This window comes from Lysinibacillus sp. KU-BSD001, assembly GCF_042920265.1.
In the GTDB taxonomy this organism is placed as follows: domain Bacteria; phylum Bacillota; class Bacilli; order Bacillales_A; family Planococcaceae; genus Lysinibacillus_B.
The window spans coordinates 279,292-296,151 of the sequence record NZ_JBDQZI010000002.1 but is presented as its reverse complement, the minus strand read 5'-3'; the positions used below and the strand labels follow the sequence as shown (position 1 = coordinate 296,151).

Annotated in this window: 14 protein-coding genes, 2 riboswitches and 1 other annotated feature (1 of these 17 only partly in view); of the genes, 4 read left to right on the top strand and 10 right to left on the bottom strand. The window is 40.4% G+C overall.

Annotated features, from left to right (window positions below; genetic code table 11):
• Window positions 1–6 (top strand) — a binding site (T-box leader); it begins 233 nt to the left of the window's first position.
• A 282-nt stretch (window positions 7–288) separates the two neighbouring features.
• Window positions 289–1,878 carry a 2-isopropylmalate synthase gene (locus AAGS61_RS04650; protein ID WP_391367991.1) on the top strand — a complete coding sequence of 530 codons (1,590 nt, stop codon included), beginning with the start codon at window positions 289–291 and terminating at the stop codon, window positions 1,876–1,878.
• 468 nt (window positions 1,879–2,346) lie between these two features.
• Here AAGS61_RS04650 and ribH read toward each other — a convergent pair whose 3' ends face one another.
• From ribH to AAGS61_RS04610, 8 genes are all read right to left on the bottom strand, one after another.
• A complete protein-coding gene (ribH, locus tag AAGS61_RS04645) occupies window positions 2,347–2,817 on the bottom strand; it encodes a 6,7-dimethyl-8-ribityllumazine synthase (RefSeq protein ID WP_391367988.1) in 471 nt (156 codons plus the stop codon).
• A 12-nt stretch (window positions 2,818–2,829) separates the two neighbouring features.
• On the bottom strand, window positions 2,830–4,020 hold the full coding sequence (locus AAGS61_RS04640) for a bifunctional 3,4-dihydroxy-2-butanone-4-phosphate synthase/GTP cyclohydrolase II (protein WP_391367986.1): 1,191 nt from the start codon (window positions 4,018–4,020) through the stop codon (window positions 2,830–2,832).
• A 12-nt stretch (window positions 4,021–4,032) separates the two neighbouring features.
• Window positions 4,033–4,668 (bottom strand): riboflavin synthase, encoded by a 636-nt coding sequence (ribE, locus tag AAGS61_RS04635; RefSeq protein ID WP_391367983.1) that lies wholly within the window; start codon window positions 4,666–4,668, stop codon window positions 4,033–4,035.
• Between the two features lie 164 nt (window positions 4,669–4,832).
• Window positions 4,833–4,963, bottom strand: a riboswitch (FMN riboswitch).
• Between the two features lie 96 nt (window positions 4,964–5,059).
• Window positions 5,060–5,188: riboswitch (FMN riboswitch) on the bottom strand.
• A gap of 163 nt (window positions 5,189–5,351) precedes the next feature.
• On the bottom strand, window positions 5,352–6,398 hold the full coding sequence (locus AAGS61_RS04630; protein WP_391367981.1) for a Cj0069 family protein: 1,047 nt from the start codon (window positions 6,396–6,398) through the stop codon (window positions 5,352–5,354).
• Between the two features lie 151 nt (window positions 6,399–6,549).
• On the bottom strand, window positions 6,550–7,389 hold the full coding sequence (locus AAGS61_RS04625; protein ID WP_391367978.1) for a hypothetical protein: 840 nt from the start codon (window positions 7,387–7,389) through the stop codon (window positions 6,550–6,552).
• Window positions 7,379–7,897 (bottom strand): sigma-70 family RNA polymerase sigma factor, encoded by a 519-nt coding sequence (locus AAGS61_RS04620; RefSeq protein WP_391367975.1) that lies wholly within the window; start codon window positions 7,895–7,897, stop codon window positions 7,379–7,381. The genes AAGS61_RS04625 and AAGS61_RS04620 overlap by 11 nt, the downstream gene beginning before the upstream one ends.
• Before the next feature lie 178 nt (window positions 7,898–8,075).
• The gene (locus tag AAGS61_RS04615; protein ID WP_391367973.1) at window positions 8,076–9,419 is read right to left on the bottom strand and encodes an MATE family efflux transporter; all 1,344 of its coding nucleotides are present in this window, start codon (window positions 9,417–9,419) and stop codon (window positions 8,076–8,078) included.
• 116 nt (window positions 9,420–9,535) lie between these two features.
• Window positions 9,536–10,381, bottom strand: a complete 846-nt coding sequence (locus AAGS61_RS04610; RefSeq protein WP_391367970.1) for a hypothetical protein — start codon at window positions 10,379–10,381, stop codon at window positions 9,536–9,538.
• Window positions 10,382–10,807: 426 nt separating this feature from the next.
• On the opposite strand from AAGS61_RS04610, the gene AAGS61_RS04605 reads away from it, so the two are divergent.
• Together AAGS61_RS04605 and AAGS61_RS04600 are read left to right on the top strand one after the other, a co-directional pair.
• A complete protein-coding gene (locus AAGS61_RS04605) occupies window positions 10,808–12,019 on the top strand; it encodes an RtcB family protein (RefSeq protein ID WP_391367967.1) in 1,212 nt (403 codons plus the stop codon).
• Between the two features lie 285 nt (window positions 12,020–12,304).
• Entirely contained in the window at window positions 12,305–14,401 is a 2,097-nt protein-coding gene (locus AAGS61_RS04600) for a methyl-accepting chemotaxis protein (protein WP_391367964.1), read from the top strand.
• 60 nt (window positions 14,402–14,461) lie between these two features.
• Here the strand turns inward: AAGS61_RS04600 and AAGS61_RS04595 are convergent, their stop codons facing one another.
• Window positions 14,462–15,064 (bottom strand): CAP domain-containing protein, encoded by a 603-nt coding sequence (locus AAGS61_RS04595; protein ID WP_391367961.1) that lies wholly within the window; start codon window positions 15,062–15,064, stop codon window positions 14,462–14,464.
• Between the two features lie 257 nt (window positions 15,065–15,321).
• Here AAGS61_RS04595 and AAGS61_RS04590 point away from each other — a divergent pair, with 257 nt between their 5' ends.
• Window positions 15,322–15,525 (top strand): hypothetical protein, encoded by a 204-nt coding sequence (locus AAGS61_RS04590; protein WP_391367958.1) that lies wholly within the window; start codon window positions 15,322–15,324, stop codon window positions 15,523–15,525.
• A gap of 6 nt (window positions 15,526–15,531) precedes the next feature.
• On the opposite strand, the gene AAGS61_RS04585 is transcribed toward AAGS61_RS04590, so the two are convergent.
• Window positions 15,532–16,794 (bottom strand): MFS transporter, encoded by a 1,263-nt coding sequence (locus tag AAGS61_RS04585; protein WP_391367956.1) that lies wholly within the window; start codon window positions 16,792–16,794, stop codon window positions 15,532–15,534.
• Between the last annotated feature and the right edge of the window lie 66 nt (window positions 16,795–16,860).

Here is a 16,860-nt window from a genome sequence, read left to right as displayed (position 1 = left end):
TCTATGGAATTTGTTTTTCATATGAGGCGGGATTTTTTTTATCTTCATTCAGTAGAAGACTACTATTTCTATAGGTGGCAAGAGGAATACGATTGTAGCTTCTTTTGGAGAGAGTTCAAATGCGAATTGAATGAAGATAAAGCTTCCGGCGGATGTCACGGATTTTGAAAGGAATGAATTGTGCTTGCACAATTCAAAATCCGGACGCAATTCCGCCGAGGCGTAATTGATTGAGCTTTTTTCGTGCGAGCGTTCTCGAACAAATCAAATTGAAAAGGAGTTTTGACAATGAGTAGAAAAATTTGGGTTTTTGATACAACTTTACGCGATGGTGAGCAAGTACCGGGAGCAAAATTAAATTTATATGAAAAAGTGGAAATTGCCCAACAACTCAAAAAGTTAGGTGTCGATATTATCGAAGCAGGCTTTCCAGCTTCTTCTCAAGGCGATTTTAATGCGGTAAAGGCAGTTGCTGAAAAAGTCGGCAACACGTCAGATATTATGATTACCGCATTAGCTCGCGCAGTAAAGGCAGACATTGATTCGGTGTATAATGCGGTCAAATATGCAGAAAATCCAATGATTCATATGGTGCTTGGTACATCAGACATTCACGTAGAAAAGAAATTTAATAAATCAAAGGATCAAATTTTACAAATCGGTGTAGATGCCGTCAAATATGCCAAAACACTTTTACCGCAAGTGCAATACTCAACAGAAGATGCATCGCGTTCAGACTTTGAATATTTATGGAAGACGGTTGAAGCTGTCATGAAGGCTGGTGCCACGATGATTAATGTACCGGACACAGTGGGCTATGCCGAGCCAGAGCAATGGGGCGAAATGATTGCAAAGCTAAACTATCGTATGAAAAACGTCGACCCTTCCGTTCTATTATCTGTGCACTGCCACAACGATTTAGGGATGGCGACAGCGAATACATTAGCAGCCGTTAAAAATGGGGCAGATAAAGTGGAATGTACGATTAACGGTATCGGAGAACGTGCAGGAAACGCAGCACTAGAAGAAGTCGTGATGGCTATTCAGACACGCGGCGATGTGTACGATGTATTTACGAACATTAATACGAAGGAAATTATGAACACATCTCGTTTAGTGTCCAGTTTTATGGGACTTGATGTGCAAGTGAATAAAGCGATTACGGGCGACAACGCCTTTGCACACTCTTCTGGTATTCACCAAGATGGTTTACTAAAATCGCGTGATGCATATGAAATCGTGCGTCCAGAAGATGTCGGGTTAGAGGATATGGAGCTTGTATTAACAGCACGCTCTGGTCGTCATGCGGTGAAAAATTCATTAGAGAATTTAGGCTTCAATAACTTTACGGAAGAAGAATTTGAAGGCATTTTTGAAGACTTCCTAAAATTAGCCGACTCGAAAAAGGAAGTATACAATCACGATTTATATGTGATTGTAGAAAGCTATTACGAAAAAACACATACAAACAATCCGTATAAAGAAAGTTACGCGGATCAATTTTATGATATTGAAGATTTACAAATCATTTCTAACGCAACGTTCCCTTCTGCAAGTGTGAAAGTGCGAAAAGGAAATGACGTGTATAAAGCAAGTGCTGTTGGTTCGGGTCCGGTGGATGCATTATACTCAGCGATTGCCACGATTACGGACATTGAAGTGAAACTAGTGGAATACAATATTAACTCTGTTTCGCGCGGAAAAGAAGCAATCGGAAAAGTGAAAATTATTGTCGAGCATGAAGGCGAAAAGTATATCGCGAAGGCAGCAGATACAGATATTTTAAAAGCTTCTGCACTTGCCTATATTAATGCGATTAATAGTGTAATCGCCGCACAATTAAGCCCGCAGTCAAAAGATAAGGTCGCAACGGTATAGCAATGATCCCCTCTGTTCAAGCATAGCAGAGGGGATTTTTATGTATGAAAAGGGAATGGCATAATGGAAAAAGATACGGCATACATATAGAGCCGGAAGTGGAAATTCCTTAAGCATGTAGATGAAACATTTCTGTATGATTGCTCGTTTTATAATAAATTCGCAAAGGGTGGGATAGTGGATGAGCTTTATTTATACAAAATGGTTTGAAAGAATATTTTTTAGCATATGTTTGCTGCTCATTATATGGTTGGTTATAGGTTTTGTTGTTCTTGGCGGGTATATTTCATTGCTTTTTTTAGGGGAGCTGATGAATTAATCGTTAAATGTAGAATGTCTATTAACTACCAGGGTTTGTCTATTAACGACAGCAGTTTGTCTATAAACGAGCTCAGAATGTCTATTAACTACTAAAGTTTGTCTATAAATCGAAATTCCCCTATCCATAATTGGATAGGGGAGATTTCCTTAGCCTACGATGAGCTTACTTAAGTTTGCCATTTCAATGGCGGATACGGCTGAGTCGTAGCCTTTGTTGCCGACTTTTGTGCCAGCGCGTTCAATCGCTTGTTCAATTGTTTCTGTTGTTACGATGCCGAAGATAATCGGTACGCCTGTAGATAATCCAACACTTGCGATGCCTTTTGCGGCTTCATTACATACGTAGTCGTAATGCGTTGTAGAGCCGCGGATCACTGTTCCTAAGCCGATAATCGCATCGTATTTGTTTGCTTCGGCCATTTTCTTAGCAATCAGCGGTACTTCGAATGCACCGGGTACCCAGGCGATATCAATGTTTTCTTCTGCGACACCGTGACGTTTTAACCCGTCCATCGCACCGTCTAATAATTTTGCTGTAATAAATTCATTGAATCGGCCAACGACAATGCCAACCTTTAATTCTGTTCCGATTAATTGTGCTTCAAAAATTTGTCCCATTTGTCCCATCTCCTATGCAAAAATATGATTCATTTTTTGTTTTTTGATTTCGAGGTAAAACTCATTTTCTGGTACGGCATCAATCGTTAAAGGTACACGTTCTACCACTTCGATGCCATATTGTGCTAAGCCCGCAATTTTTGCTGGATTATTTGTCAGTAGGCGCACCTTCATAATGCCAAGGTCGCGTAGCATTTGTGCACAAAGCCCGTAATCACGCATTTCAGCCGCAAAGCCTAATTGTTCATTCGCTTCTACTGTATCGTAGCCTTGTTCTTGCAATTCGTATGCTTTTAATTTATTTAATAGCCCAATCCCGCGTCCTTCTTGCGCCATATAAAGAACGGCACCAGCACCTTCCTGTTGAATCATGTCCAGTGCCTGATGCAGCTGCGGCCCGCAATCACAACGTTTAGAATGGAAAATATCACCTGTTACACAAGCCGAATGAATGCGGACAAGTGGTACTACTTCCTTTGTCAGATCGCCTGTGTAAAGGGCTAAATGTTCTTTATCATCGAGTAAATTCGAATACCCATTCATGCGGAACGTACCGAAATCACTCGGTAAGTGGATGCTCGCTTCTCGTGTAATGAGCTGCTCTTTTTCATAACGATAGCGCACTAAATCTGCAATCGTAATTAGTTTTAAGTCATGCTTTTTCGCGATTTCGATTAGCTCTGGGACACGCGCCATATCACCGTTTTCATTCATAATCTCACAAATGACGCCAGCTGGCTGCGAGCCGCAAAGCACCGCTAAATCGACGGCTGCTTCGGTATGTCCATTGCGCACCAATACGCCTTTTTCTTTTGCGACTAACGGGAACACGTGCCCCGGACGACGGAAATCGGTTGCGACAGTAGCAGGATCTAGTAGCCGCAAAATCGTTTCAGAGCGTTCAAATGCACTAATGCCTGTATCCGTCGTTTTATAATCAATACTGACGGTAAACGCTGTTTGATGATTATCTGTGTTGTAGCTCACCATCGGATGGAGGGCTAATCGCTCAGCTAGGGCAGGGGAGAGCGGCGTACAAATGAGCCCGCGTCCATGCACCGCCATAAAGTTAATATTCTCCGGTGTAGCATGCTCTGCTAACACGACGAAATCGCCTTCGTTTTCGCGGTCTTCATCATCGACCACAATAATGACCTTTCCAGCCTTTAAATCTTCTAATGCTTCGTCAATTGTATGAAACATTCAAAATCCCCCCTAAAACCCATGTTGTAATAAAAAGTCTCGTGAAATACCAGACTTCTCTTGCTGTTTGAAATGATTCAGTACGTATTTACCGAGTAAATCCGTTTCAATATTGACGATGTCGCCTTCTTTTTTTATGCCAAGTAATGTTTCTTTGTACGTATGTGGAATTAAAGAAACGGTTACTGTTTTATTCGTTAATTCAAAAATCGTTAAGCTCGTGCCATCAATCGCAATCGATCCTTTTGGTAAGGACGCATTCGCTAGCTCAGGTGAAATCGCGATATCAATATAGACGGCATTCGCAACGGGGCGCTTTTTTAAAATGGTGCCGATTCCGTCTACGTGACCGGAAACGAAATGTCCACCAAAGCGTCCGTTCGCAGCCATCGCACGCTCTAAATTCACCAGGCTTCCTCTTGTTAAAGATTGAATGCTCGATGCTTTGACCGTCTCAGGCATCACATCGACTGTAAACGTATCAGTCGTAAAGGTCGTCACCGTTAAGCACACCCCATTGACGGCGATACTATCACCTAGATGTATATCCTCGACTATTTTTTTAGAGGAAATCGTCAGCTCCATATGATCTTTTCCTGATTTGAGGGCTGTTACTTTTCCTAAATCTTCAATAATTCCTGTAAACATTAGCTGTCATCACCTCTTTTACGCACAGATATTGGTGCAAAAGGGGAATGTAAAGCTTTTCTCCATTGCATGTGACTCACCTCCATCAAAAATAAAAACCCCTAACGAAAGTAGGGGTTGATGAAAAAGGCATCACGAAATAAGCCTTTAAAAAGACTGATTTTTCGCTCCTTCTCTCATCCAGACTATTACTGTCGGCTTTGGATTCGCACCAAATCCTGCTGTTACGCTCGCGGGCTTAAGAAAAATATCTATCACCGCCGATTGGGAATTACACCCGACCCCGAAGGAAATATTTTTTTCGATAAAAAAAGCCCAAGTGAAATTCACTTGGGGGTCATTTTTGAGTACACGAAAGAAACCTCAAAAAACATGTGTTTTTTGAGAAAATCGCTTCCTTCTCTCATCCAGACTATTACTGTCGGCTTTGGATTCGCACCAAATCCTGCTGTTACGCTCGCGGGCTTAAGAAAAATCTATCACCGCCGATTGGGAATTACACCCGACCCCGAAGGACTTTATTTATCATTGTCCTATATTATAGCATTATATTCGGAGAAAGCTATAAATTAAAATGAGGAAGTCGCGTAAAACTAGTTCGAACCCGCGTAAAACTCACCGAAAACCGCGTAAATAAAAAAGTCCCTTCATCACCGAAGGGACTAACTGTATAAGAGTACCGGTTAAACAGCTGTTTCCACTTCTATACCAATGCAAGCGATAATTTCTTCAGCCACACTTTCAGCAAGTTCGAGTTGGGAAGTGAAGCCGACACAGGAGCAGTTCATTTCACCCAAAATATACGTGTCATTCCCGTGTTCATCTGTATCTAAAATGAAATCGGCTGTCCAAATAAGTGGTAAGTCATATCCACCAAGTAAAGACGTAATGTCAGGTAATTGTGCTAAAAATGCATGTACTAGTGTAGCCCAATCTTCGGGAGCATCGTAGCGATATTGTGCACCTGAGAATAACGTGGCACTAAAGGCATCTGCATCTTCGGCAGGTTTTTTATGAACGACATTGACAGGTGTGTCACGTAGCATTAATAAACGAATTTCCCCTTCTTTAATGCGTGGTAAGAACGGCATATCGACAAGCATTCCGTTTGCGCCAATAATATATTGCTCACAGAAATCCATAAAGGCACCGAGTGTGTGATATTCAACATGATTGTCTTTTGCTTCTGTACACTTAATGTTGGCATCAAGTGGTACTTCTGTTGCATCTTCAGCTAACGCATCCACAAGTTGTACACGCCAAATGCCTTCGCCTGTTGAGCCACGATTTTGCTTTAATACACGCTCGCCACCAAGTAAACTTTTTGGGAATGTCGACTTGAATTCTTCCGTCGTGTAGTAAGCGTATGTATCTTCAGGCACAAGGGAAGTATGACGCAGTTTCACTAATGCATCTTTTGCACCATAGCCAATCATCGCATCAGGATGCGGCATACCGATCACACCAAGCGCACATAACTCGCGTAACATATCAAAATATTCCGCTTCATGCTTTAAATTGCCAGGGTTAATGCGCGAAACATAGGCGATGGCATTTTCTTTCACATAGTCAAAAATTTCATCACGTTTTTCAATAGTAAAGAAAATGACTTCTGCTTCTTGTCCACGCTTTTTCAGCGCATCCACCATAGGCATCGTATCTTTCCGATACCCATTTAACCACTTGTCTGTACCACCAGGAACTTCGAAAAACACTACTTTAGTCTTCATTACAAATGCTCCTTTCGAATTAGATTACATCTCTATTATAAATCGAAAATTTTAATTTAAAAGGTATAAAATGTAAACGTTTTGTTGATTTTTTTCGTTATCAAAATAACACGCCCATTCATTTTGAGAAGGCGTGCTGCATACGGGTACTTTAATAAATTTTGCCAAATTCATCACATCTAAATTCGATTGTAAAGGCTTTTTCATATGTTATATTATTTAAATCGAAAATTCCCTCAATCCGAATACGATACGTTCGACCGCCATCTATTAAAGAAGCTTGATAGGATGTTTGCTCCCATGTACCAGAAGAATTTGCCAATTGTGTTGAAATATCGTCTGCTACTATAAACAATTGGCGGTCATGATAGGCGCTATATTGTGTTTCGAAGTGACCTGTTACTTCAATCTTCCTTAAAATATCTGAAAAGTAAATGTATGTGAGTTTTGTTGCATTCCCATCTCCATTCATGACTGCTTGTTCAGGGGTTGTAGACATAGCACGGATTTTTTCACGTTCTGTTGCTAAATGTTCATCGACCATCGATTGAATCCGCTGTTCAAATTCTTTCGGTTCAACCCAATATTCTTCTTTAAACTCATCTATTGGGGATACAGCTATAGATATTCCCACTTTCTTTTCCATCGCTTGTTCTACAATTTTTACATATTGTGCATGATATTGTCGTTTTTGTTCATCCGTCAGAGAAAGTGGTGAATGATTCATTGTTAGTTCATTCGAATTATTTTCTATTACTTGTTCATCAGTAATAGATGATTCACTATTAGAAGCACTCTGTTCCACGGATTGTAAAGTCGGTAATAATAAAATGACGATTAGCATAACGGCTAAAATCGATACCATTACAGGTTTTGCTTGAAAGGTAGGGGGATGAGATGAACGTACACGGTACCGAATCTTTGCTTTTTCCTGCTCTGTTAAATGTAAGGACGTAGGAATAGATTTCTCAAGTTCCTTTTTAATATTCATAGTGACCCTCCTCTATCGTTATTTTGGCTAATTTCCGACCCCTTGCTAAACGTGTTTTCACGGTATTCGCGGAACATTTTAACACATCCGCAATCTCGGGAATTGTTAATTCAATATAATAATAGAGCCATATGACTTCTCGGTATTTGACAGGCAGCTTATTGACTAATTCCCCAATCGTTTGATTTTGTTCTTTTTGTATGTAGTCCGCTTCAAGACCATCTCGCTTTTTCCACGTTTTAATTTTTTCGGTCATTTCTAGTTTTCTGTAATGCCAGCTTTTTAAATAATTTTGACACTCATTTACTGCAATACGATATAGATACGTTTTAATGGAGGAGCGCCCTTCAAAACGATGAAGGTTGTTATAAAACTTCATAAAGACTTCCTGTACAAGATCCTCTGTCTTCTGTATATCTTTTACATATGTAAATATTAATCGCTTTAAATAATCTCCGTGTTGTGCCATTGCTGCATTTAAGTGAACGTCTTTTTCATCCTCGGTCAAAAAATCGCCTCCTATCTTATAGAGTTAGACAAAGCTAGAAGTTGTTCGGTTTCATTTCCGTGCAATAAATTACAAATATTTGCTCCTGTTTGTTTCAACCTCAAATGGTGGTACTAAATGTAAAACATATTGGTATAACAAAACCCGCAGAGTCTTCACATCTGCGGGTTGAAAAACATTATTTATCAGCTGAAACAATGGCGTAGCGTTCCCACTTGCGGCTTTTCCAGCGAAACAGGACAAGGATAGCACGAATCCATTCATCCGTCGCAATGGCTAGCCACACGCCGATAAGTCCTAAATCCATGATGAAGACAAATACATAACCGAGCGATAGGCTGATACAAATCATCGAGATAAAACCGATTTTGACAGGGAACCGTGCATCACCCGCAGCGCGTAATGCATTGATGACCGTAATATTAATGGTACGACCCGTTTCAAGTAGTACGCTTAGTAGAAGAACAGAAGCCCCAATCGTAATAATTTCTTCATTCGTTGTAAAAACGCGCATGAGTGGTTCACGGAAAATCGTCACAATCCCGACCATGACGCATGTGAAGAGCAGCGCGGTTTTGACACTAAACCACACACGCTTGTAGGCGATGTCTTGCTCACCAGCCCCGACATGACGCCCAATCAAAATGGCTGTCCCCATCCCAATAGCCATCGCAAACAAATACGTAAACATGGAAATGTTCATGGCATACTGTCTGGCGGCAAGTGCAGTCGCGCCTAAATACGTGACATAGTAGAGGAACACAATTTGGCAAGTTTGGTATAGTACTTGCTCAAGTGCCGATGGAATACCAATTTGTAAGATTTTCTTCATATAATTTTTTGAAAAAGTATAGTAATAGCGTAGTTCGATTGTGACATCGAGTGCTTGGTACAGCAACCAGAAGAAGACGATCGCAGCTAATGCACGGCTAATAACAGACGAAATCGCCGCGCCTTCTACACCGAGTGCGGGTGCCCCGAAATGACCGAAAATCAAAAGATAGTTCAACACTACATGTAGGACATTCATGCCAAGTGACACGTACATCGTCTGCTTTGTCCAGCCTTGCACGCGGATAATCGCCGCAAGCGAAGTAATGAGCGCTTGGAAGAAAATAAAGCCCCCAACAATCGCTAAATAATTTTGGGCAAAAACAAGGACATCGCCTTCTAAGTTCATAAACGTCATAATGTGACTAGAAAATACGATAAATAATAGGCTAATCGCTAAGCCGACGAAAAAGTTTAACGTCACAGAAAGGGCAGAAATTTTCGCCGCTTCTAGTTCCCGTTTAGAGCCAAGATATTGTGACACAACGATGGAAGCCCCTGTGCCAACAACCCCAAGAATAAGAATCGATATTTGGATATATTGATTGGCTGCACCGACCCCTGCCACTGCATCATCTGATACAGCACTTAACATAAATGTATCGGCAAGCCCCATTAACATAAATAAAAATAACTCGAGAAAAATCGGCCAAGTTAATTTAAACAAACTTAGCTCTTTTGGATTGCTCATAAAACACCTCATCAACTTCAATATGCAAAACATGGAGTAGCTTAACATACTATTGAAGAGGTGTGTTATTAAATATTTCGAAAAACGAAAAGATTAAAATGTCTGAATTGATACAATTATTCTCTAGCAAGTACACGTTGTAGTTCCGCCTGAAGATCCATACTTTGCAAAAGTTCAATGATAATCTGCAGCACCGCTTCGTCATAGTTTGGTGCCACGACATAGCGGTAATGCGCGTCCCGAATAAAAGCGAGTTTTTCTAAGTGGCTTGCTTGTTTTAAGAAATCTTGCATTCGTTGAAGCTCTTGCTCATTTAATGAATGATGAGAATCAAATGCGTAGCTTTTACCTTCCGCTGAAGCGTTTTCGCCTATAACGCCTAAACCATCTAAAGTGAACAGAGATTGTCTGTTTTTCCGCTCGAGTTGTACCTTTTGGAAGTAAGGAATTACTTGTTCTTGCTGTGTGCCGAATGTTGCTTGAAAACGTGTAAACACAGCTTGTCTCTTCTTTGCCCAATCATTTGGGGTATCTTTGTAAAATTCCTCGATGTGCGCCTGGATCTGTGTTGCATCATCATATGCCCAAAAATCATCTAGCATTTCAACATGGGGGACAGAGGATGCCAAATTGAAAAACTGCCCAATATTTCGAGCCATATATTTAATAGGTGGATCATTTGTGGGACTAACACAAACAATCGGCGCATCTTGTAAATCCTTCGTTAAACCAAAATCAGTTAAAAAGCCAAAATGAATCCCAGCCCCACCTGTATGAGCAAAGGGAATTAAATCTGGCGGGGTGATAGGGTAAGTAAACCAATCATGAAGCGGTTGTAATCCAATCATTTCTAAAGATAGATCTTCCCGATTTAGTTCCTGTTCAAGCGCATGTAACTGGTGAATTTCTTTTGGTACTTCATAAGAACCGTAAATTTGTTTATATGGATGAGCCATTGTCATCTTCACTCCTCTTTGTGATGTAAAATATTATACAATAAGTGCAATAATTTACTCATTGCTGTTTCGAGCGTTTTGATCGATTGTTAGCTACATGAACTTGTTTTCTCAAGGGGCATGATTAGCTCATGGAAAACGATTGGAACTATTTGGACACTTTACACGTATGGATTAAATAAGGGGATGCACGTGATCATTGAAATAATAGTGTCGTGGTGTTTGCAGTTGTTGACTACTATTATCCAGCAGAGCATAGTCATAACAACCCCGTTCATGTTAGGAGATAAATCAGTCTATGGTTACTATGTTTAGGCTATCTACGGCTAAGTGGTTTTGATTTTTTATCTCCATGTTTCATATCAACTGCGTTTATCGACATTTTTTTACACGCAAAAATACAAGACATTCAACAAAATGAGGGGGAATTGGATGATTAAAGTACAGGGGCAGTATACAGATTCGATTATTTATACAAATAACCCGCAAGAGGCAGCCATCCAGCAAATTGAGGAGCTCGTCAATCAGTCCTTTATGACGGGGACGAAAGTGCGGATTATGCCAGACTATCATGCGGGGAAAGGCTGTGTCATTGGGACAACGATTGCGCTAAACGGGCGAGTTGTACCCAATTTAGTTGGGGTCGATGTAGGGTGCGGTGTATTGGTCGCAGAGATTGGCTCGGGTGAAATGGACTTTAATCAGTTGGATCAAGTCATTCGCCAATTCGTCCCAAGCGGCAACGCTATTCACGATGACACAAGTAACACTCGTATGACCGAACAATTCGCCAATGATTTATTTGTGACAACCGGTCTACAAAATGCGTATACGAATCGATCACTCGGTACGCTTGGAGGCGGGAACCATTTTATCGAGGTCGCAAAAGATGATGCAGGTGTACATTATGTATTAATTCATACAGGGTCACGTTATGTTGGGGCAAAGGTAGCCAACTGGCATCAAAAACGTGCATATGAATCACTTCAACGGGCCGATTTAACAGAAAAAATTGACGCATTAAAAGCAGCCGGGCGTCACCAAGAAATTCAGCCAATGATCGCTGCGTTTAAAAAGGAAAACCCGGTAGTACCGAAAGAGTTAGCGTATCTTGAAGGGGAATTATTTCATGATTATATTGCAGATATGAAGCTCGCACAGCAGTTTGCCCACGAAAATCGCCAGACGATTGCGCGCATTATCGCGGAGCATATGAAGTGGGAGTATGGTACACAATTTGACTCGGTACACAATTATATCGATTTAGATGCAATGATTTTACGAAAGGGCGCGGTTCGGGCAGCGGCAGGGGAACAGCTGGTCATTCCAATGAATATGCGCGATGGTTCACTCATTTGTATCGGGAAAGGGAATGCCGATTGGAACGAGTCAGCTCCACATGGTGCAGGGCGTATTTATTCACGCACTGCGGCGATGAAAAATTTATCGATGACGGACTTTAAAGAAACGATGAGTGGGATTTGGACAACATCCGTTTCGGAGGAGACACTAGATGAAGCTCCTATGGCCTATAAACCGATGGTAGAAATTGTGGAGCAAATTGGCGATACGGTCGATATTCAGAAACAAATTGTCCCAGTTTATAATTTTAAAGCGAGCGACAAATGGACTGGACGTAAATAAAAAATAGCTTTTAATAAATCATATGAAACAACTTCTCTCGTAGAAATGAAAGAAGTTGTTGTTTTTTTGTTTTATATTACGTATAAATATCTTTTTTTTGCATGAATATGAAACCTTTTTTGGTAAAATAGGTAGATGAGTTGAGTTTATTCTTTACAGAAGTTCGTAATGTCTTTATTTGCACACGATATTTTAAGTGAACTCATGCGGAACAGGCAGTCAATACAAAATGCTTTTGTGAAAATTTAATTCAATAGATATAGAGAGAATTTGGAGGAATTTTGCATGAGGATATTTATACCTGTCATTAAGTTTTTAAATGGAATGAAGTATAGTAAAAAGTTTTTATTAATAGGTAGCATTCTAATTATTGCATTAGTATTTTTCGCTATAAAATATAATAGTGAAATGAACGAGAACTTTAAAAATGCAGAAAGGCGAAATGAAGGGGCAGCCTATAATTTTATTTTAAAAGATATACTGTACAATATGCAGCTGATGCGCGGAATGAGCGTGACTTTACATAATGGGGACACGTCAGTAGAAAGTAAACTACAGGAAACATCTCAACGTGTAGATGAATCATTAGATGAACTGAAACAATTAGACGGACAAACAAAATACCCATTAAATATTACAAAGGAAATCACACAGCTAGAGCAAGAGTGGCAGACTGTAAAAGTGAAAAAATGGAGTGATGGTAAAGAAATTATAATGGGGTATTCGCCTATAACCAATTCGATTTTAAATATGATGAGAATGGTCAGCAACCAATCCAAACTGTTATTAGCTGATAACCAAGAAATGTTTAACTTAACCTATAATATAGCTATTACCATTCCCCAATTAACAGAGGATTTAGGGATGCTACGTGCATCTGGCATCAGTTTAATTGAAGCAGAAACATTTACAACCGAACAAAAAAATAATGTATATAGTTTATATTACCCGATATTCAAAAACTTAGATTCTTTACAGAAAGCGTTAGACATTGTTTTTGTCAATGAAGCGTTTAAAGGAGATTTGGAAGCGCCTTATCATGAATTTGAACAAAAAGCAGAGGCATTTTTAACGTTAGCTAATGAGATGAATGAAGCAGGTTTGACCGATGACGTAAAAGCAAATTATTATACGGTTGCGACGGAAGCGATTGATGCTGCATTTGCTTTATATGATGCAAGTATGACAACGATGGTGGACTTCACGGTGGCAGAAAAAGAGTCCAGTTCCCGTACAACGATTACTGTATTTATTAGCTTAATCATTGTGACGCTAGTATCGCTATACATATTTATAGGTTTATATCTTTCGATTCGACATGCAGTACAGCAGTTAGACGTGGCAACGAAAAATGTAGCGAATGGTGACTTAACGACAACAGTTTCATTACACACAAAAGATGAACTAAATGATGTAGAAATCTCGTTCAACAAAATGGTTGCGAGCTTAAATCATCTTGTAACAGAAATTTCGTCCAATGCCCAAGTATTAGCGGCTTCCAGTGAACAGTTAAATGCAAGCGCAGAAGAAACGACTGCCGCGACAGAGCATGTAGCCAAGTCTGTGGAGCAAATGACAAGCGATTCAGAAAAGCAGACGGCGGGTGTGACAGAAGCGAATGAAGCATTTGATACAATGTCGATCGGCATTGAACGAATGGCGGAAAATAGTAACCGCGTATCGGATTTAACACGCGCAGCGACAGAACAAGCACAATACGGAAATGAAGCGGTAAATAAAACGATGAATCAGATGAAAACGATTCAGCACACAGTAGAACAATCGAGCGAAATGATTCGAGGATTAAATACCCATTCACAAGAAATTGGTCATATTTTAAACGTCATTACAGACATTTCAGATCAAACGAACTTACTCGCATTAAATGCAGCGATTGAAGCGGCTCGTGCAGGTGAGGCAGGGAAGGGCTTTGCTGTGGTAGCAGATGAAGTACGAAAATTAGCGGAACAATCGGCTCAGTCCGCTACGCAAATTGCGACGCTTATTCAAACGATTCAAAAGGATACAGGAAATGCCGTTATGTCTATGGACAAAGTAAACGAAGATGTTCACTTAGGTCTTGAAATAACAGAAGAAACGGCGAGCAAATTTATTCATATTGCACAAAGTATGCAAACATTAAATCCAGAGATGGAGGCAATTGCAGCTACTATTCATGAGTTCTCGGCTCAAACCCAACAAATTGTCGCGGCCATGAATGAAATTATGGTAGCATCTCAAAATAATTTACAAGTAACAGAGGAAGTATCAGCGACAACAGAAGAACAGCTATCCGCAATGGAGGAAATCTCGTCATCGGCTGAATCTCTTTCTGCTATGGCTGAAACATTACAAAGTCTCGTCACGAAATTCAAACTATAATTAACGAAGGGGTGTCCCGAAAGTTTTCACTTTCAGGGCACCCCTATTTCTTAAAGATTATTATTTTTTAATAAACATTTGTGTCCAGTAGTGACCATCTGTTACATAGCCAATACCGATATGTGTATAGCTTGTGTTCATAATATTCGCGCGGTGACCTGGGCTATTCATCCAATCATTTACTACTTGCGTTGCAGATGTTTGGCCTTTCGCAATGTTTTCGCCTGCTGATTTATAAGAAATACCAAATTGCTTCATCATATCAAATGGTGAACCGTATGTTGGGCTTGTGTGACTGAAGTAGTTTTTGTCGCGCATATCTTGTGATTTGTATTTCGCGACACGTGATAATTCCCAATCCATTGAAAGTGGCGCTAATCCTTCTTTCGCACGTTCTACGTTCACAAGGTGTAAGACTTCTTCCTCGACACTCGCTTGCTCGTTTTCAGCAATAATGATCTTTTGACCTGGGTAAATGACATCTGGATTTGCTAAATTGCTATTTAATGAGATTAACTCCGAAATCCCTACTTGATTTTTAGATGCGATGTTCCAAAGCGTATCGCCTTGTACTACTGTATATGTTGAACTGGCTGCTGATGCAGACATTGGTAATACGATAGACATTGAGAGTGCAGCTGTCATGATGATTTTTTTAAACATATTGTTGTTCATCCTTTCTGCTTTCGTATGAACCTATCATAATCGCTTTTTTTCGATAGTTCATTACTGAAATTATGGAAGGATCTTTACGAGAGTATTACATTTGTAATAATACCCGAGTAATTTACTCGTATAACAACATTCACACTGAAATATTTCTGTCACATAGCTGAAAATAGGAAAATATTACACTATTTTTATTGGTGTATTGTATTTTTTTAACTTTAAAGCTGTCGACAGTGAACAGTCTAAAAGCTATGGTATACGAGCAAAATGTCGTTGCATCCGATCTAAACCTTGCCGTATCCGAGCAAAAGCCCGTGATGAACGGTCTAAAAGTTACCGTATCCGAGCAAAACATCGCCGTATCCGGTCTAAACATCCTCGTACGAGCAAAACACGACCGTTATGCTGGAACATTAAAAGTAGCATTAGCTCTTTTCAGGCTAATGCTACTTTAAGTTCACTTACGGCAAATTACTTTTTGCATGGTGACGCTTTTCCTGAATACTCAGCACACCAATGAGACCGATGACGGAAAACAGAACAGGCGTGATGAACCCGTAATAATAGCCATCTATAATACTACCGGAAGTCTGAAAATAATCGAGTACATAACCAAAAATGAGGGGGAGCAATACGGCACTAAGGAAGCCCCCTGTATTCGCAAATCCAGAGACAATGCCCGAGTCAATCATCGGAAACGATTGACGAACGGCAGCAAATGTTAAAGCACTTGCCCCGTATCCAAAGCCAATAATAAAGAACAGTAGGATGAGCAAGAAAAAGGGCGGCTGCCCATGAAATAAAAGAAAGAACGCCCAGCTCGATAAAATCATGATATGAACGACAACATAAGGTCGTTTAATCCTGTCTAACCGACCAGAAATCCAACTCATTAAAGGCGCCCCAATGAGTGCCCCAATGAGACCAATCATAATGAGCTGACTCGCATCGGCCCGTGTCATGTCATACATCGTCATCCCGTACGGTACGGCCCATGAACTGATAAAGCCGACATACGCTCCGACAACCCCAAAATGGCAAAAAAATAAAGCCCATGCTTGCCGATTGGAAAAGATTCTTCGTAGTAAAACGGATATTTTTTCATGTGGTGTGTCATGTTGAATTGATACCGATTCATTCACAAAGAGCTGTTGCGGTTTTTTCACGAGTACAAAGTAAAGGACGATCCCACAAAAACATAACAGTAGCCCCGCTGAAAAAAAGGCACCGCGCCAACCAAGGAGGTCAATCCATGCAGAGAAGGGGACGGTCGCTAGCAGAAACCCAAGACTCCCCGTCATGCCCGCCACGCCAATTAACCGTACAAATTCCTTAGCACTAAACCATTGGCCCAAGATGAGCACCATATTGACCCAAATGGTCGCATCCCCGATCCCCGTTAGGATACGGGCAAAAAAGAGCACAAACTCATGTGTGCCTATACTATAAATCAGCGTCCCGATTCCTGTTAGTGTTGCACCGACAATGAGAAAAAAATTAGGCCCAAACCGATCAGCTAAAATCCCCATCGGCACTTGTAAACTTGTATAGACGAAAAACTGAATACTCGTTAGTAAGCCAATCGTTGCGGCTGTGACCTGAAAATCTCGCATTACCTGATCTGTAATTAATCCAGGAGCCGTTCGCTGGCTCGCCATTAATAAATACGTAAATAGGACAGTCGCAAAGACTACCCATCGAAACTTGCTCTGTTGTTTGTCCAATCGTTTTACCTCTGTTCGCTTTTACTCTATATATATGAAGTTTCTCTAAAGGTATAAACCCATTTT